This window comes from Mycobacterium sp. (assembly GCF_965277065.1).
In the GTDB taxonomy this organism is placed as follows: Bacteria; Actinomycetota; Actinomycetes; order Mycobacteriales; family Mycobacteriaceae; genus Mycobacterium.
Genome location: NZ_CBDIBT010000004.1, coordinates 1 through 17,769 on the forward strand (window position 1 = coordinate 1; position 17,769 = coordinate 17,769).

A 17,769-nucleotide genomic window follows, 5' to 3' on the forward strand; every position below is an offset into this window, starting at 1 on the left:
CTACGCGGATTCGTTCGCCGTCGATCACGCCGCGGATGGGCTCTTCACGGTGCTCACCGATGTGGGGCATAGAACGGGGGAGAGCAGCAGTATGAGCGCCGGACGGAATTATGGACGTGCAGCGGCCGCGGCACAGCTGACGCAATTCACGGGAACGGCTGAACATCTGCTCGGCCTACTCTCTCGCTCTCGGCAGGGACCTTCGGCCGCCGGAAGCACGATCGACACCCAAATGATTCGGCTCAGCCAGTTACGTGTCGAGCGGGGACCGGCGGTCGCGGTCATGAAGGTCGCCCGCGATATCGGCGGAGCCATGCAACTGCGTACGCAGCGCAGGTTGGTGGCCGAAATTGCCAGCCAACCGGGACTGGACGAGGGCTTGGCGGGAAATGCTGCCGCGCGTTCTGGCCTTCGACGAACGCCCCGAAAAGACCGTATGTGTCGAGTCTTACCGACCCGGAATATCTCTAGCGGAGGTGCTTGCGGACGATCCCGACCGCTTCGAAGAACTGGCCACCCTGGCGCTCGCTGCCGTGGCGCCTCTGCACCTGGCGACGGCGAGGTCGATCGTCGTCGACAACCTCAGTTCGGTCCGGCAGTGGATCGTCGAACCCGTGGCGGGGCTCGCGGATGTCTGCGGCCGGATGGATGCCCGACTGGTGCCAATCCTGGACCGGCTGGAATCGATGCTCGCGCGCGCGATTGTTGGACGACGTATGACGGTGTGCTGGACGCACGGCAACTACACCTCCGACCATGTTCAGCTGGCGGGTCCACACGCGCAGGTGAACCGAATCGTCGGCTGGGATGAAGCGCGGGGAGACCGACTGGCGCTGATCGACGAGTTCCTGATGATTTTGGCGACGAGCTGCCAGGCAGAGGGGGCCGATCTTGGCACCGTTGTCAGCCAGCGATTGGAGGCCGGCGGGCTCTCCGACTCCGAGCGCAATGCACTGCATGCCGGGCCCGGTCGATCGGGGGACGGCGCCTACGAGTCAGAGCGCGTCGATGAGCGCGTCGCCATCCTGCTCACCTGGCTCCACCACATTGGTGTGCTGCTGCGTAGAAATGCGGGCGGGTCAATTCGGGCAAGCTGGTTGGCCACCAACGTATCTCCGGTGCTTGACGTTGTGGCTGAGTGGCATGCCTTCGATGTTGCCGATAGACGGGCCACGACGCAGGCAGTCCCTGAAGACGTCACCGCCGCGGCGCCGTAGATCTGACGCTGCTCCTCGGTATGTAGCGGGACACCGCCGGCGAGCTCAAGACTAGGGTTATAAATTTTCGCTTGAAAGCCTTCATAAAGTATGTAAAATAAGGCTCAGGTGTATAGTCGGTATCTGGAGATTGGAAGCATAGGCGCGGCCGAGTCGGCCTGGCTTCCGCGAGGAGGAACACATGTCGTTTGTGACCACGCAGCCAGAGTCGCTCGGGGAGGCTGCCGGCAGCCTGCAGGGCATTGGTTCTGCAATGGTGGCCGGCAATGCGTCCGCCGCGGCTCCTACCACCGGGGTTGTTCCCGCCGCTGCCGACGAGGTGTCGGCCCTGACTGCGGCGCAGTTTGCCGCGCACGCCCAGCTTTACCAGGCGGTGAGCGCCCAGGCCGCGGCGATTCACGAGATGTTTGTGACCACGCTGAGTACCAGCGCTGCGTCCTACGCGGCTACCGAGGCCGCAAATGCGGCCGCGGCCCTCTAGGTAACCCGAAGGCTGAGCGATGGATTTCGGAGGCTTACCGCCAGAGATCACCTCTGCGCTGATCTATGCCGGCCCGGGCTCGGAATCGATGCTGGTCGCAGCGTCGGCGTGGAATGGGCTGGCCGCCGAATTGCGTTCCACGGCGTCTTCCTACGGATCGGTGATCTCGGCGTTGACCGCCGACTCATGGGTGGGTCCGTCGTCCGCAGCCATGGAAGATTCGGCGGCACCGTACGTGGCATGGCTGAACGCCGCCGCCGCAGGCGCTGAGCAGACGGCTGCTCAGGCAGGGGCGGCGGCGAACGCCTACCAGGCGGCGTTCGCATCGGTGGTGCCGCCAGAGGTCGTCGCCGCCAACCGGATTGAGCTCGCGCAGCTCATGGCGACGAATATCTACGGTCAAAACACCCCTGCGATCGCCGCTGTCGAGGCTCAGTACGGCGCAATGTGGGCCCAGGACGCTAGCGCGATGTACAGCTACGCCGGCAGCTCGGCGGCCGCTTCAAAGTTGACGGCATTCATTACGCCGCCGACGACCACCAATCCGGCCGGCGCGTCCAATCAAACTGCAGCAGCCGCCCAAGCCGCCGGGACGTCGTCCGGCGCGGGAGTGCAGTCGGCGCTGTCTCAGCTGGTCTCCAACGTTCCCACGTCGCTGCAGAATCTCGCATCGCCCGCCGCGTCGACGACGCCGACATCGTTGTCGACGTTGTTGACCAATTTCCTGAATAGCCTCGCCTCGACGTCGAGTACCGGCGCGACCTCGGGCCTACCTGGGCTGGATCCATCGACCCTGATCGCAGACATCCAAAACGACAGCCTCTTTTTTGGACTGTTCGCGGGACTCGATGCGATACAGCCCCTCATGGGTACGCCAATAGGCTACGCGCTCACCCAAGCAATGACACCCGTCGCGGCTGCCGCTGCGCCCGCGGCTGCTGCCGGGGGAGCCGCAGCCGCCGCAATGGGCGGTGCGGTCGGCGGATTCGCCGGCGGCGCTGGCGGTTTCGCGGGGTTGGGCGCGGCGGCCTCGGTCGGCGCCCTGTCGGTGCCGCCGAGTTGGGGCGCGGCCGCGACACCGACATGGCTGGCCGGCATGCCGCTGGCGACACCGCTGCCGGGCGTCAGTCCGGCGGAAGGTGGCTTGCCGATGGGCATACCGTTCCTACCGAGCGGCGCAGGGCAGGCAGCAGGCATAGCCGCCGCCGCCGGCGTGGGCGGCGCAGTGGCTTCCAGGTACGGGCCACGTCTCAAGGTGTTGGCGCGTTCGCCAGAAGCCGGATACTCACAGGCCCCGATGGCGCCCGCCGGCGCATACCAAGCACCCGCGGGCCTCCCGCCCGCTCCCGGGTACACACCGCACATCGTGTATCTGCCGAACAACGGAAACAACGGCAACGGGCATAACGGAAATAACGGCAACGGATATAACGGCAACGGGCACAACGGCCATAACGGCCATAACGGCCATAACGGCAATAACCACTGACCTTCGGTCACGGCGATCGAAGTTTCGAACTGAGTATCACCAAGGAGAGAGATATGCCTACTCGTTTTATGACTGATCCGCACGAGATGCGGTCGATGGCGGGCCGTTTCGACGTGCACGCCCAGACGGTGGAGGACGAGGCCCGCAAGATGTGGGCGTCTTCGCAGAACATCGCCGGCGCCGGCTGGAGCGGTACCGCTCAGGCCACGTCGTTCGACACCATGGGCCAGATGAACACCGCGTTCCGCAACATCGTCAACATGCTGCACGGTGTGCGCGATGGGCTGATCCGTGACGCCAACAACTACGAGGCCCAAGAGCAGGGCTCGCAGCAGATCCTGTCCAGCTAGCCGACCACCGAAACCCTGTAGGAGAACAGTCATGTCGATCAGTTACCAGTTCGGTGATGTCGACGCCCACGGCGCGATGATCCGTTCCCAGGCCGCCTCGTTGGAGGCCGAGCACCAGTCCATCGTTCGCGATGTGCTGGCTGCCGGCGACTTCTGGGGCGGCTCGGGTTCGGTGGCTTGCCAGGAGTTCATCACCCAGTTGGGTCGCAACTTCCAGACGATCTACGAGCAGGCCAACAGCCACGGCCAGAAGGTGCAGACCGCCGGCAACAACATGTCGAGCACCGACTCCGCCGTCGGCTCCAGCTGGGCCTGACGACTACGCCGGAATTCTCAGTTCGAGATCGGTGCTCACGGATTTTCGGTGATGTTGCCGCGTTCGGTGGCGGACTGACTAAGACGGCGGGAGCGCAGAATTCTCCTGGTCTGAACCAGCGCGATCGCCACCGCCAGAACCGAGAGTAAATCCGACACCGTTATTCCGTGGGTGCTGCTGATTCTGAGTAGAACTGTCCCTTCCAAGATCCCATTGACGAACGGCCAGAGCACAGCGAACGCCAAGGTCGCCAATATCGACCATTTATTTGGCTTGGAGGCGCACCACGCCATTGACGAGAAAAGCGCATTCATTGCGGCGATGCTGTAGAACAGTTGCTCGGCGAACACTCACAGCCTCCTGGGAACTTCAACGCGCGGGGCAACCTCGTCAGCTCGCCGAATCGACAATGGCGCGAGACGAAACTAGCAGTTGACCGCTGCACGCCCTGCCTGCGAACTAGCAGCGTTCGCCTAAATCGGTCGGGCTGTCAACCAGTTTGTCAGATGTGAATTTAGCTACTAATGGTATGTAGCGCAGCTCTCAGGATACCTTTGGTCTATACTTCGATCAGGGTCGGCGCCGTGGTATCTGTCGTCCGGCTCCAGGCCACATACTTCCTCCGGAAGGTAGATGTTGTTCGTGACCACCCAGCCGTGGCCGCGGAATTGTCGAGATTGTGGGGTAACTATGACGCGCGGTAAGCGGGACGGCGAATGAGCGCTATTCCGACGAAGGCGGTCGCGCGTGTGGATGGGGTTATTCGCCAGCGTCCGGACCTGGCAGCCGTGGGAACAGCATCCGGTCCGTTGTCGTCGTCGCAGCGGCAACTGTGGCATCACATCCGGCTCGCGCCGGACTCACCTGCCTTCAGCGAGACGATCACGATCCGCAAGACGGGTCCGCTCGATGTCGAAGCGCTGCGTTGCGCGCTCACGGAGTTGGTCTCCCGCCACGAGGCGTGTCGCACCACCTTCGCCGTCGTTGACGGTGTGCCATATCAGTTCGTTCGCGAGCCCGCGTACGTCGATCTGCCCTTGACCGATTTGTCAGAGCTATATCCCGACGACGCCGTTCACCAGGCGGCTGGGATCGCGGCGGCAGATGCGCTGCGTCCCTACAACCTCGCCGACGGGCCGTTGATCCGTCCGCGACTGATCCGCATCACCGAGGAAGACCACTGGCTGCAGCTGGGCCTGCACCAGCTGGTGTTCGACGAGACAACGCTGCACCGCGTCTTACTCCCCGAGCTGACGGCCCTGTACGGCGACTACGCGACGGGCGCGCCGGCGTTGCTGCCCGCGCCGCGAGCGCAGTACGCCCACTATACGAAGTGGGAACTCGATTGGGTTCGCACACCGGAGGTGGCCGGCCGAATCACTCGGTGGCGCAACAGGCTTGCGGGCAGCGCGCCCGGCCAGCTGCCGCCCGACCACCCGCGACCACAACGTCAGACGTTCGCGGGCGGGATGATCCCACTGACGATTGAACACGCCACCGTCGAGGGGCTGCGCCGCGCGGCTCATTCCGCGGGCGGCACTCTTTTCCACGCGCTGGCTGCCGCCTACGCGTGGTGGCTACATCTGTATGCCGAATCCACCGATGTGGTGTTCGGCACCGCACACGATCTGCGCCAGCACAACGACATGCGCGCGGTGGCCGGCTATTGCACTACCCCGGTAGCTTTGCGATGCGAGGTGTCGGACCACGAGTCTTTCACCGAACTGGCGGGCCGAATCCGGCGCGTGGTCACCGAGGCGTTCGACGACGCGGTGCCTTTCGAGGCTCTCCTTGCCGCCCTCGGCGTACCACGAGAACCGCCCAGCAATCCGCTCTTTCATACTCAGTTGCTGCTTCGATCGCGGCTGACGCCGCTTGCCGACGAGTGGTCGCTGCACCCGACGGAATCCGTTGTCCGCGATGCCTCGGGATCGACTATCGACATAGGTCTTGAGCTGGACGAACGGTCGGACGGAAACGTTGTGGGAAGGTTCGTCTTCAACGCGGATGTGTTCGATCGGGAGACGGCGCGCGAGATGGCGTCGCACTGGCGCCGTGTGCTCGATGCTGTCGCCGCGGCGCCCGGGATGGCGATGGTCGACCTTGATCTCGTCAGCCCCGACGAACGCCGACGTCAGCTGAGCTGGAATTCGACTACCCGGCATGGCATTTCGTCACTATGCGTGCACGAGGTCATCGCCTCGCAGGTCGAGCGCACGCCCGATGCGATAGCCGTACAGGTCGACAACACGACTCTGACCTACCGGCAACTGGATGACCGCGCGGCAGTCATCGCAGCGAGGTTGGCGCAGGCGGGCGCTGGGCCCGGCACCGTAGTAGCGGTGCTACTGGACCGCACGCCCGACCTGGTGGCGTCCGTCATAGGAATTCTCAAAACCGGCGCAGCGCTTCTGCCCCTAGATCCCCGCCAGCCAGCCGAGCGAAACGCTTTCTGCATCAACGACGTAGGCGCGAAAGTCGTTCTGACAGAAGGATTGCTACCGACCTTCCCGGACGTCGTCACGGCAACCGTGCTCAACCTCCGTGATTTGGTGCCGCACACGCCCTGCGAGGGTGACCAATCGAGCACTGTGACGCGAGCTGATCTCGCCTACGTGATTTACACGTCCGGCTCCACCGGTCGCCCGAAGGGAGTGCTCGTCGAGCATCGCGGCGTCACCAATCTGATGCACACCATGCTCGAAGAGTTTGGCGTCGGTGCCACCGACACCGTGCTGTCGGTGGCGTCGATCAGCTTCGACCTCGCGCTCGGCGACATCTTTTGCGCACTGGCCTGTGGGGCCCGTCTGGTGCTCGCCACCGCCGCGCAGGCGGCAAACCCCGCTGCTCTGCGTCAGCTGATGGTCGACAGCCGCGCGACCTACATGATGGCGACTGCAACCACTTGGCGGGCCCTCGTCACGGCCGGCTGGCGCGGCGACCATCGTCTCACAGTGGTATCCGTCGGCGAAACGCTCACCGACGGGCTTGCCGAGGCGCTGCTGCAACGTTGCGGGTCGGTCTGGAACGGCTACGGCCCCACCGAGGCCACGGCCGGTACGAGCGTCGCGCGGCTGGCCGAGGGCGACACCATCACCGTGGGCAGACCCTTCGCGAATACTCGGGTTTATATCACCGACTCTCGCGGTCGACTCCAGCCGGTCGGCGTTCCCGGAGAGATCACAATCGGCGGTGCCGGCGTGGCTCGTGGTTATGTCAATCGCCCCGACGAGCACGCGCGTCGTTTTGGAGACGATCCATTTCATGTCGGTGGGCGGATCTACCGCACGGGCGATCGCGGCAGGTTTACGCCTGACGGCCGGATACAACATCTTGGCCGCTACGACGACCAGCTCAAGATCCGTGGCTTCCGCATAGAACCGGACGAAATCGAGTCCACCCTGTGCGAGCACCCAGAGGTGGGCTGCTGCGCAGTGGTCGCGCGCGCGGCGCCCAATGGCGAACAGCAATTGGTCGCGTACATCGTCGGCGAGCCGGGACGTCCGAGTGAGTTCGAGGCACGTGAGTGGCTGCGTCGCCGCCTGCCTGAATACATGGTGCCCAGCGCATTTATGCATCTGAGCGCGATCCCGACGACCTCGAGCGGGAAGCTTGATAAGGCCGGGCTGCCGGCACCGTCGGCACGAGGAACGGGCCGCGAGGGAGCCAACTCTCCGCGCAACGAGACGGAACGACGCATCGCTGCGCTCTGGGCTGATCTGCTGGCGGTACCGGTATCGGATGTCAGCTCAGATTTCTTCGATATGGGCGGTCATTCGTTGCTGGCGGCGCGACTGATCTCGAACGTTGAACAGACATTTGGGGTGGAGCTGCCGCTCTCGAGGTTCGTCGCGAGCGGCCGGACCATCGCAGAGCTTGCCGCACTACTCGATACCGTAAACCCTAGCGGAACTTGCGATGTCACCGCAGAACCGCCGTTGCATTTGATCTTCTCCCACCACAATTCGGCGATGAGCCTGCGACACTTTACCGAGCAGTGGGGTACCACCCAGCCGGTGCACCCACTGATCCTCGAACAGCCGGGCGGGCGGTTCGATCGATCCGTGACCATCGAACAGCGTGCCAGCCAAGTTCTTTCCGAGATCCGCGACCGGCAGCCGAATGGTCCGCTCACGATAGCCGGCTTTTCGATCGGTGGGCTAGTGGCCTACGAAGTTGCCCGCAAGACCGTCAATGCCGGCCAGCAAGTCGATTGGCTGGGCATTCTCGATGCTCCGGCACCATCGATGGCGCAACCGTTGCTGGAACAGCTGACGCTGCGATGGCGGCTTCGCCGGCTGCGCAGACGGCCCGCGGGTGACCGGTGGGCCAAGTACCTCGAAGTCGCGCTTCGATTGCTGCGGAGTGGTGAGCTGTGGCCGCCACAGGATTTCGACTATCGCGGCGCCACCGAGATCGCATGCCGCTATCAGCAGCCCGGGCACAATGTGCCGATGCACCTGTTTGTGACCGAAGGTTCCGCAGCCGACATGGAGGCAGATCTATTGGGCTGGGACGAATTCCACGCCGGACCGTTGACGGTGCACCGCCTCGCCGCTGACCACGCCACCATGCTCGATCTGCCCGTGGTCGAAGAGGTCGCGCGAATTATGCTGGAGTCGCTTCGTAAAGCCAGGACGCTGGCATCGGCTGCGCCACTGTCGGATTCGGGGTTTATCCGATGATGAGGTTGCTGAAGGGCTGCCACAGGCCCAGCGCAGTCGTCCTCCGCCGCTTATGATGTCGCGGATTTTCCGTCTGCTGTCCGCTTGGGCGGCCGTGCTGGTGCTTGTCGCAGTCCTGAGCTTAGGGTCGGCACCTCAATGCAGCTATCCGACGACTACATCGGCAACGGCGGCCACACCCTATCTCCCAATCAACCTGACCGAGATGCATGGTCCAAGAAAAGTTTTCGCGCACTACATGCCAATCTTCCCGATATCGATAGACAACAAAGACGGCGACAAAGACTACTACGCCATGCAATACCTGACGGTCGATGGGGAAAGCGGTAAACACGCCGCGTATGGCGGATATCTGAGGGATCGGCCGCCGCCCAGGCCCCACAGCAATCTGCCGGATTGGCAGCTGGCGGATCTGCGAACCGAGATTGGTCAAGCCCAGAGTATGGGCATCGACGGATTCGCCGTTGACGTGCTTGCGACCCATGCCACGTCCAACGTCATTGATCGGATACTGCGGGCCGCAACGGATGTGAGAAATTTCACGATCCTGATCACCGCCGATATGTCAAGTCCCTTGGGGGCGATGACCGCCACAGACTTCGCGGCCGAAGTCGCACCGTATTTGACCGCGCCGGCTGCATATCATTTGTCGGATGGTCGGCCCGTTCTGGGTGCCTGGTTCGCTGAGCGGAACGCCCCGGAGTGGTGGGTGAGCGTTTTCACTATCCTTCGCGACAAATTCAAGCTCTCCGTCGCCTTTGTGCCAACGTTTTGTATGGTGGCCGACAACCCGGAAAAATTCGCTCCCTTCAGCGATGGATTCAGTATGTGGGGGGGCCGGGATCCGGATGCCATGACGACTGTCAACGACGGCCGTGGGTCTCCGGTCGACGTCATTCGACGGACTCGTCAACTCGGAAAACTGTGGATGCAGCCTGTCGTCTTCCAAGACAGCCGTCCGAAGGACGCAGCCTTCGAAGAATCGGACAATAGTTTGACGAACAGGTTGGCGTGGCAGATTGCAGACCAGCAGAATGCCGAGTGGGTGCAGATGGTCACTTGGAACGACTACGCCGAATCGACCGCAATGGCGCCCTCGGTGGCTCACGGTTGGCGCATTCTGGACATGAATGCCTACGACATCGCGCAGTTCAAGCTCGGCAGACCACCCCCCATCGTCCGCGACGCGCTGTTTGTCTCGTACCGAGTCCAACCGGTTGGTGCCCGATCGGTGTACGCCGAAAGCTCCCCGATGAAGGTGTCGGAAACCGTACCGCCCCGCGACACGATCGAAGTGCTGGCATTCGCAACGGCGCCGTCGCGGATCTTCATCAGGGCTGGGACGCAGAACTATTCCTGCACTGTCCCGGCTGGCCGTGGGAATTGCGTCTTCCCGTTGAGTCTCGGATCGATCTCAGCCGAGATGCGGCGCAACGGTGCCGTGGTTGCCGCAGCGCGGTCAAACGCCGATGTCACCGACACCCCGCATGTGCAAGACCTTCAATACCGCGTGGTAGGAGGCCTGCGGTAAAGGGGGACGAAAGCCTCTGAAGCACAAGGGCTCTCGCCTCTCGCTGCGGGTAGGTCGTTAGATGATTTCGCGATAGATACGAGCGGTCGCCGCCGCACACTCGTCCCAGGAAAACGCGGCGATCCGCGCGTGTCCGCGCTTCCGCAGATCCGCCTGCAAGCCCTCCGTCGTCGCGACGCGTTCTACAGCGGTGCGGAGCTCCTCGGGGTCGTTCGGATCGAAATAAAGGCCGGCGTCGTCGACTACTTCTGGAATCGACCCCGCATTGCTGCACACGACTGGGCAGCCGTGGCTCATGGCTTCGAGTGGGGGAATCCCGAAGCCCTCGTACTTCGACGGGTAGATGAATGCGGTGGCCGTCCGGTAGCGCGCCGCCAGCTCCCGATCGGACCCGGTCTCAAAGCGCACCCGGTCGGCGATGCCCAGTCGGGTGATCTCTTTCTGCTCGTCGGGCAGAAACGAGTGTCCACCGAAGGCAATCAGCTCGAATTCCCGCAATACCGCAGAGCTGCTGTAGGCCTGCAGCAGCGTCCTGAAGTTCTTGTAGCCCCCGCGATGCCCCACGTACAGCAGCGAGGGTCTGCCCTTGCCGCGTTCCGCTTTCGCCGCGCTCGGCTCCGCGGTCAGCGAATACCCATGGTGCACCACACTTGTGCGTGCCGGATCGATACCGTAGAGGCGCACAAGATCGCGCCGCGTGTTTTCCGAAACGCAGATCACGTGGTCGGCTCGATCGACAGCGGCGCGTTTGGCGGCGACCCATCGTCCGGCGCGGGGCACCTCTTCGGGAAACAGGTCGTGGGTCATGTCATGGACCGTCACGACGCGGCGCCGCGCCCTACCCACCGGCTTGGCGGCGAAGTAGGTCTCGTGGACGATATCCGGGTCGGCTCCCCGCCACGCCAGCGGCTCAGCGAACCGGTTCGCAAGTCCGACCGCGCGCGGGAGGGCAAGATTGGGAAGGTGGCCGCTGAATGTGAAAGGTACATACCTGCCACGTGTGACGCGGTGGGCAGAGTCAGCCGTCAGGTAGCTGTTGATGTGCAACGGAGCGACGACACACACCTCCGATACGCCATGAGCGGGTAGACGGCTCGCCAGCTCGACGAAATACCTTGAGACACCGCCATATCGCTGCATGGAGAAGATCTGGGAGTCGAATGCGACTTTCACAGGCGCTCGAACAGCATGTCGGCTTGGATCGTTTGCCCATGCTCGTCACTGACGGATTCGTAGCTGCGGACAAGCTCATAACCGTGTTCGCGTAGCCAAGCGATCAGGTCATCGGCTAAGACTTGCCCTTCGTACAACTCGATAAACGAACCCTCTGCATAGACGTAGGCGAACTTCTCGAGCAGGTCTCCGCACGCGCGCAACGCCTCCATCTCATAGCCTTGGACGTCGAGTTTCAGCAACGCCGGTTCCTCGATCGAGGTGCCTTCGACAAACGCAGACAGCGGGGCCGTTCGGACCGTCTCAGTGCGCACTTCGTCGGTGCCCGGGAACAGTTGTCCTTGCGCGGCAGCGATGGGCAACAGCGACGAGGAGTCGTCGCGGCGCGACACGTGCATGACGGATTCTCCGGCGTCCGGTCCCAGCGCGGCATTGTGCAGTGTCACCCGCGGCTCCTTGGCAAATACGCGGCGGAATCGTGCGGCGGGTTCCGGAAGAGGCTCCAGCGAGACGATTTTGGCAGCGGGAAAAGTATGCAGCGCGAAAAGCGAGAACTGACCGCGATTGGCGCCGACGTCGACGACCGTGCGCAGCTTTAGCTTCGCCAACGCCTCCGCATGCTCGACTGTTGCCGCAACCCAGTGCTTCAGGAGGGCGGCTCGGTACGGCGCCACCCGCAAGATGGCCATCAGCTTCTTCGAGCGCCTCATGCAGCGTCAGCCTTTCCGATCGATCCTGCTTTTGATGTATCGAAACCCATTGTGGAATAACGTGCTTCGAAGTTATTGGAAGCGGCGCCGGCCGAGAGCTGCTGGACCACATCGTCTTTGCGCTCTTGTTGAACGACACCAGCCCGCAAGTAGCGACGCAGCCGCAGGTGTCGTTCAGTGCAACTCACGCCACGAATTCGAGCCCGAGATCTCCTGGAAATCCTGAATGTCGACTTCGGTCTTGGGCGTCCAACCGACCGGCTTGCGGGCCACCATCGACCACGTGTCGCGGATGGATGGGGTGAGCCGGCTTGCTGCAAGGTAGGTGCGCAACAATCGAGGAGGAACCTTTTCCAGCATGTGATGAACCCCTCGTAGCTCCGCGATTTCAAGCCCAAGGGCTTGTGCAAGCGCGACGCAGTCCCCGCGGGTGTATTCGCGCACGTGCCCGCGCCATTTGCCGGGGTTCCAGTAAAACGTCTCGTATTTGCAATGACTGGTTTTGCCCCGCAGCACTGCGATTCGCTTGCGCAGGTTCACATGATTGGGAACGGTGATGAAGAGGTACCCGCCTTCGGGCACCCGCTCGAGAAGGTCGTTCAGCAGATATCTTGGCGAATCGTGCTGATGCTCGAGAACGTCGTGGAGCATCACCATGTCGAATTCCCGGGCAGCGGGCAACTCATCAGTGTCCAAAGTGATGTATTCAACGCCCATGTCTTCGGCGAAGTCGAGGATCATCCGTCGGGCTTCGCCCCGTGTGTGCCACCAATCGCCGAGTTCGTCGGCGGCAGTGCACTTGTAGCCCAGCATCGACAAGACAGCGGTCTTGTCGGCCGGACCCGCACCGAAATCCAGCACGCGGGATCCCGGCGCTAGGTAGCGCCTCACGGTTTGGGCCACTGATAGGTGCCCCTTGAGGTACGGGTCGAAGTAGTCGGGTATAGGAAAGCGCTTTACGACTTTGTCTGCGGCGCCTTCCAATTCGACTTGACTCAACTGCGTTTCGTGCATTACAAGTGCCTCCTTTTCATGCATTACAAGTTCCTCCCAGGACTCAGACGGCTGCGCGCCGTGCGGCCGGATCGCCGGTTTGCCCGCTGTCGATTAGCTGGTCGAAGATCCACCGATAAGTTCGCTCGAGGCCATCCGCGAGAGAAATCGACGGCTCCCAGCTGTAGATCTCCTTGATCAGCGTGTTGTCGCTGTTGCGTCCACGCACACCCTTGGGGGCGTCCAGGTTGTAGCGGCGCTTAACGGTGATCCCCGCGATCTGCTCGATGATGCTGACCATCTGGTTGATGCTCACCAACTCCGAGCTGCCCACATTGACCGGTATCGCGCTGTCTCCTGCGGTCACCATCAGGGTTCCCTCCACGCAGTCATCGACATACATGAAGCTGCGAGTCTGTTCTCCGTCGCCCCAGATCTCGATCTCATGCCGCCCGGAGAGCACGGCCTCAGCGACCTTGCGGGACAAGGCAGCAGGAGCCTTTTCACGACCGCCCTCGTACGTGCCCTCGATGCCATATACGTTGTGGTAGCGAGCAATTCGCGTCTCGAGGCCGAAGTCCTCACGGAAATGCCGGCACATGCGCTCGCTGAACAGCTTCTCCCAGCCGTAGCCGTCTTCGGGCATGGCGGGATACGCGTCGGCCTCCTTGAGCGCCGTCACGTCAGCGTTGACCTGCTTGTCGGCGGCGTACACACACGCCGAGCTGGAGAAGAAGAACCGACCGACTTCGGCATCTCGCGCCGCCATCAGCATGTGCGTGTTGATCAGCACCGAAAGCATGCACTCGGCTTTGTGGGTCTCGATGAAACCCATGCCGCCCATGTCGGCTGCGAGGTTGTACACGACGTCGGCGTCGCAAACGGCCTCATGGCAGTTCTCGAGCGCCGACAGGTCGAGCTGGTGCGCGTCGACACCATCGGGAATCTGATACCACTCCTCGAAGGGCTTGATGTCCACGCTTCGGACCTGAAACCCCCGTTCGCGAAGAGTCCTGGCGAGATGACCGCCGATGAAGCCGCCGCCTCCCGCGACCAAAGCCAGTTTCTGCCCGCCGTCCGGGGCGCTCCCGGGCAGGTGTGCAATCTCCATGTCTATATGTCCTTTCATTTCTGGGCGTTGTTGATGTCACAGAGCAAAGATTCAAAGCGCTCGCCCACGCGTGTGACGTCGAAGGTGCGTTCGGCGAAACGGCGAGCCGCGGTTCCCATCGCGGCTCGCGCGACCGGTGAAGCCAGCAAAATGTTCAGCGCGGCAGATGCCGCGTCGGCGTCGCCTGGGGCTACCACAATCCCCGCCTCCGCTGCTTCAACCATCTGAGCTACTGCGTTGTCTGCCGGTAGCAGCGCCAGCACGGGACGGCCGGCGCACAAATAGTTGAGAACTTTGGACGGCACCGAGTACCGGCTGGCGTTGCTTTCCAGCACGACGATCAGCACATCCGCGCTTGCGAGCATGTCTGGCAGCTGCTCGTATGGCTGGTAATCAAGCAGAGTAAGTCCCGGTACATAGGAGGCTTCCGACTCCAACCACTCACGGCCCTTGCCTTCGGACACCACGACGGTCTGGCTACCTGCAGGTGCCGCCTGAGCGAGCATGGAAATCACGGACGGATCGTGTTTGAGCCCAAGGGTTCCCGCGTACATCACGACGGGCATGTCGACCAGGCCCTGCGCCTTCGCCCACGCGTTGTCGCGCGGCCGCGAAGGCATCTCGTCGATCGCGGCCCAGTTCGGCACCACGTGTACCTTGCTTTTCCGAACTCCCCAGGCGTCAAGTTGTTCGATGAAGTTGTCGCTGATTGCGACGACTGCAGCGGCACTGCGCGCAACCCGGCGTTCAACACGTCCCGCAACCCAGCCGATCAGGCGACCCAGCTGGCCGAATCGATCCCGAGCGATAACCCTGATCGCTTCGCTGTAGATGTCTTGGTGCCAAAAGACGTAAGGCACCCGGCGCATCCGGAGCGACATAGTGAGGAGGAACATCGACAGCAACGGGATGTTGGACAGCACCGCGACGTTCGGGCGGGCGGCCAAGATGGCGCGGGTCGACATGCGGGCGTACTGCACTTCCTGGCGCAGCCGGGCGATCGCTGAGTAGCGGGCAAATTCGCTGCTCAGCTCGATAGCACGCACCACGAAGGACTCTGGATCGCCGTCACGTCGCTGCGTTGCACCCCGGCCGGTCGTGTACGACGCGCAATATTGATGCTCGACGTGATGTCCTCGGCGGGCGAGCTCTCGGCTCAGGTGTACCTGACCGGGGTGGCCGGAGTAGTCGTGGACAACCAGCCTCAATTGACTCTGTTGTGCTGGTGAGGGCTGGGGCGATAGGAGGGTGAGGGCTGCTCCGGCGCCCCGTGAGTGACGTTCCGTACCCCCCAGAAACTCTCGGGTCTGCGGTCTGCTCTGCACTGGTGTCCCGCCTGTTGAGGTTGTATAGCGGGTCGATACTCGACTATGAGTTTGTTAACCGACTTGTATTGCAACTTATAGTATGGATATTATCGATTCAAGTGCTGAGCGGTATACAGGCATATGGGGGCAACCAGCCGCCGTGACCGCGACCCCGCCAGGTCGGCCTGCTTCCACTTCTAAGAGGAGGGCATGTCGTTCGTGGCCACACCGCCGGAGATACTCCCGTCTGCGCCATCAAAGGCGAACGGGTGGTACCTGATTGCTGATGAGGGGGCTGAATGACGAGTGTGGTAACCAGACGCCGGTACCAGAACCAGGGGCAAATCGTCTTCGCGGTGGCGCTGGCAGTCCTTGTGGCCGTGACGCTCTGGTGGGGGTTCCTGCGTGAGAGCGCCCCGATGGCCACCCCGGGCATCCGGGTCCAAGCAGACTTCACCGCAATGCCCAACGGTCCGGCGCCCGACCATTTCGACGGCGGCCAGCCTGCGACGGTGCTGGCCAGCCCCGATGACTTCGGCGACCGACTTAGAATTCAGCACGGTCGGTTGACCTACCAACCCACAACACAAGGCAGCGCCACCGCGTTCTTCAGTTCCCCAGACCTCGGTTCGTCGGTAAAAAGTATGGGCGCGCGGTTCGTCTTCCGGCCCGGATCCGGCACCCGGGGCGCTATCACACTTGTGGTGTCGCGAGGCATCGACAAGCGCGTTCCACCGATGGTCAGGCCGCTGCCGATTCAATTTGTCGTGACGCCCATCAACTGGTACATCGCTGTTGCGCATAACGACGGCGCACCTCTGGAGGTGATCGCGGCCGACTTCTTTCAACATCCGCTACGTGAAGACGGGCAAACCCCCTACGAAGCACGCTTGACGATCAACGGCGCCCAAGTGACGGTGGATTTGCCGGGAACGCACCAGCGCGTGAATGATCCGCGTTTTTCGGAGTGGCAGGGAAGTTTCGTCACATTCGAACTCTGGTCGAACCACGGAGTTACCGACTCGATCGGAGCATTCGAGAAGATCTGGGCGTCGGGCAACAGGACCGAGCCATGATCAACGGTTTGTCGATGAGCAAGGTCCGCGCCATCTCGGGCGCCGCTGACCAGGTCTTCTCCAGTCTCAGCAACGGCCTGATCATCTATGCGGTCGCGGTGATCACTGCGCCTGAGAATTTCGGCCAGATTGCGCTGCTATTGACGCTTCTCGTTGCGGCCGTCGGACTTCTTCGTGGTGCGCTGGGCACACCGTTGCTGCTAATGGGGGGGCGCGCCCGGTCCGACATCCGGCGGGAGGGTTCATTCGCGGTCACCAGCGCCCTGCTAGTCAGCCCCATCATTGGGGGCCTCATATGGGCAGTTGCTGGGTCCGGGATTCGTCTGCCGGCGTTCTTGATCATCATCGCGACACCGATCGTGCTCGTGGAAGATGTTCTGCGTTACGTCGCCATTGCCGAAGGCCGTCCACACGTTGCGGCCCTCTGGGACGGCGTGTGGTTCGCCGGTTCGGCCGCGTTGCTTGTGGCAACGTGGGTGCACTTGCCGGGGATAACCACTGCTTCCCTCATTGGTGGATGGACCTCCCTGGCCTTCCTTGCCCTAGTCGGAATGCTGGTCGGTGTTCGCGTCTGCCCACGGCTGCGTCAGTACCCGGGTTGGATCTCCGATGGCTGGCAACATCGAGCGCGGTATGGCACCGAGTCCGGCCTCGAGCAAACGATTGTGTTCGCGGTGCTGCTGTTCGCCGCTGTCGTGTTGAGTCCCGAGGCATCCGCCGCCCTGCGCGGTGCTTCCGCATTATTGGCACCCGTCTCCATTGCGGCGGGCGCCATTCCGTTGGTGTTAATCCCAGAGAGCAGACGACGAGACATGCGACCGCCACAGGTGTGGAGGTCTCTGACCCGAATCGCGCTGGTCTATAGTGGCGTGGCACTTCTTGTTGGCGTCGCGCTGTCTTTCATGCCTCTCAGCGTCGGAGAACTCGCCCTCGGCCGCACATTCGAAGCAGCCGCAAGCGATCGTTCCCATCATCGCCTTCGAGTATGCGATTGGAGCATGGGCCTTCGCGGTCATTTATTTTTTGCGCACCTTCAATCGAAGCACCGATGTGCTGAAGCTGAAGGTCAGCTGGATGCTGGTCACGCTCGTACCGGTGTTCGGTGGTGCGATGATCTTCCGCACAGCGGCCGGGATCGCAGCTGGTATGGCGACAGCGACCACGTTCATCGCGACGGTGATGTTGCTTAGATTCAGGCCGTGGGCCGCGCCGGCCGGCCCTTCGAGCCCGGAACGCCTCCACCCGGTGGCCCCGGATCGATCGCGTGCCGATGGCACCAGCCGAGGTGCTGATCGGAAGGCTGCTGGGACTTTCGCCGGCTATGACTCTC

The 17,769-nt window shown here is 62.6% G+C and carries 15 protein-coding genes; 9 read left to right on the plus strand and 6 right to left on the minus strand.

The genetic code is table 11. The features are described from left to right. Window positions 1-389 precede the first annotated feature (389 nt). The 5 genes from ACQY5A_RS00320 to ACQY5A_RS00340 all read left to right on the plus strand — a co-directional run bounded on the left by ACQY5A_RS00320 (window position 390) and on the right by ACQY5A_RS00340 (window position 3,853). Window positions 390-1,217: a hypothetical protein gene (locus tag ACQY5A_RS00320; protein ID WP_428338370.1), complete on the plus strand. Its 828-nt coding sequence runs from the start codon at window positions 390-392 to the stop codon at window positions 1,215-1,217. A 181-nt stretch (window positions 1,218-1,398) separates the two neighbouring features. Then, window positions 1,399-1,698: a PE family protein gene (locus ACQY5A_RS00325; RefSeq protein ID WP_428338371.1), complete on the plus strand. Its 300-nt coding sequence runs from the start codon at window positions 1,399-1,401 to the stop codon at window positions 1,696-1,698. A 19-nt stretch (window positions 1,699-1,717) separates the two neighbouring features. Continuing rightward, window positions 1,718-3,187 carry a PPE family protein gene (locus tag ACQY5A_RS00330; RefSeq protein ID WP_428338372.1) on the plus strand — a complete coding sequence of 490 codons (1,470 nt, stop codon included), beginning with the start codon at window positions 1,718-1,720 and terminating at the stop codon, window positions 3,185-3,187. Between the two features lie 53 nt (window positions 3,188-3,240). Beyond that, window positions 3,241-3,537, plus strand: coding sequence for a WXG100 family type VII secretion target (locus ACQY5A_RS00335; RefSeq protein WP_428338373.1), 297 nt, complete (start codon window positions 3,241-3,243; stop codon window positions 3,535-3,537). A 31-nt stretch (window positions 3,538-3,568) separates the two neighbouring features. Beyond that, on the plus strand, window positions 3,569-3,853 hold the full coding sequence (locus tag ACQY5A_RS00340; RefSeq protein ID WP_428338374.1) for a WXG100 family type VII secretion target: 285 nt from the start codon (window positions 3,569-3,571) through the stop codon (window positions 3,851-3,853). Between the two features lie 35 nt (window positions 3,854-3,888). Here ACQY5A_RS00340 and ACQY5A_RS00345 read toward each other — a convergent pair whose 3' ends face one another. After that, window positions 3,889-4,203 carry a hypothetical protein gene (locus ACQY5A_RS00345; RefSeq protein ID WP_428338375.1) on the minus strand — a complete coding sequence of 105 codons (315 nt, stop codon included), beginning with the start codon at window positions 4,201-4,203 and terminating at the stop codon, window positions 3,889-3,891. A gap of 438 nt (window positions 4,204-4,641) precedes the next feature. Here ACQY5A_RS00345 and ACQY5A_RS00350 point away from each other — a divergent pair, with 438 nt between their 5' ends. Beyond that, on the plus strand, window positions 4,642-8,538 hold the full coding sequence (locus ACQY5A_RS00350; RefSeq protein WP_428338376.1) for a non-ribosomal peptide synthetase: 3,897 nt from the start codon (window positions 4,642-4,644) through the stop codon (window positions 8,536-8,538). A gap of 55 nt (window positions 8,539-8,593) precedes the next feature. Further along, window positions 8,594-10,069, plus strand: a complete 1,476-nt coding sequence (locus ACQY5A_RS00355; RefSeq protein WP_428338377.1) for an endo-1,3-alpha-glucanase family glycosylhydrolase — start codon at window positions 8,594-8,596, stop codon at window positions 10,067-10,069. A 57-nt stretch (window positions 10,070-10,126) separates the two neighbouring features. On the opposite strand, the gene ACQY5A_RS00360 is transcribed toward ACQY5A_RS00355, so the two are convergent. From ACQY5A_RS00360 to ACQY5A_RS00380, 5 genes are all read right to left on the minus strand, one after another. Next, window positions 10,127-11,242, minus strand: coding sequence for a glycosyltransferase family 4 protein (locus ACQY5A_RS00360; protein WP_428338378.1), 1,116 nt, complete (start codon window positions 11,240-11,242; stop codon window positions 10,127-10,129). Continuing rightward, a complete protein-coding gene (locus ACQY5A_RS00365; RefSeq protein WP_428338379.1) occupies window positions 11,239-11,952 on the minus strand; it encodes an FkbM family methyltransferase in 714 nt (237 codons plus the stop codon). The genes ACQY5A_RS00360 and ACQY5A_RS00365 overlap by 4 nt, the downstream gene beginning before the upstream one ends. 174 nt (window positions 11,953-12,126) lie before the next feature. After that, entirely contained in the window at window positions 12,127-12,966 is an 840-nt protein-coding gene (locus ACQY5A_RS00370) for a class I SAM-dependent methyltransferase (protein WP_428338380.1), read from the minus strand. Window positions 12,967-13,009: 43 nt separating this feature from the next. Further along, window positions 13,010-14,056 (minus strand): NAD-dependent epimerase/dehydratase family protein, encoded by a 1,047-nt coding sequence (locus ACQY5A_RS00375; protein WP_428338381.1) that lies wholly within the window; start codon window positions 14,054-14,056, stop codon window positions 13,010-13,012. Between the two features lie 14 nt (window positions 14,057-14,070). Continuing rightward, window positions 14,071-15,264: a glycosyltransferase family 4 protein gene (locus ACQY5A_RS00380; protein WP_428338382.1), complete on the minus strand. Its 1,194-nt coding sequence runs from the start codon at window positions 15,262-15,264 to the stop codon at window positions 14,071-14,073. Window positions 15,265-15,662: 398 nt separating this feature from the next. Here ACQY5A_RS00380 and ACQY5A_RS00385 point away from each other — a divergent pair, with 398 nt between their 5' ends. Further along, window positions 15,663-16,439, plus strand: a complete 777-nt coding sequence (locus tag ACQY5A_RS00385; protein WP_428338383.1) for a hypothetical protein — start codon at window positions 15,663-15,665, stop codon at window positions 16,437-16,439. After that, on the plus strand, window positions 16,436-17,629 hold the full coding sequence (locus tag ACQY5A_RS00390; protein WP_428338384.1) for a hypothetical protein: 1,194 nt from the start codon (window positions 16,436-16,438) through the stop codon (window positions 17,627-17,629). Before ACQY5A_RS00385 ends, ACQY5A_RS00390 begins: the two co-directional genes overlap by 4 nt. Window positions 17,630-17,769 lie beyond the last annotated feature (140 nt).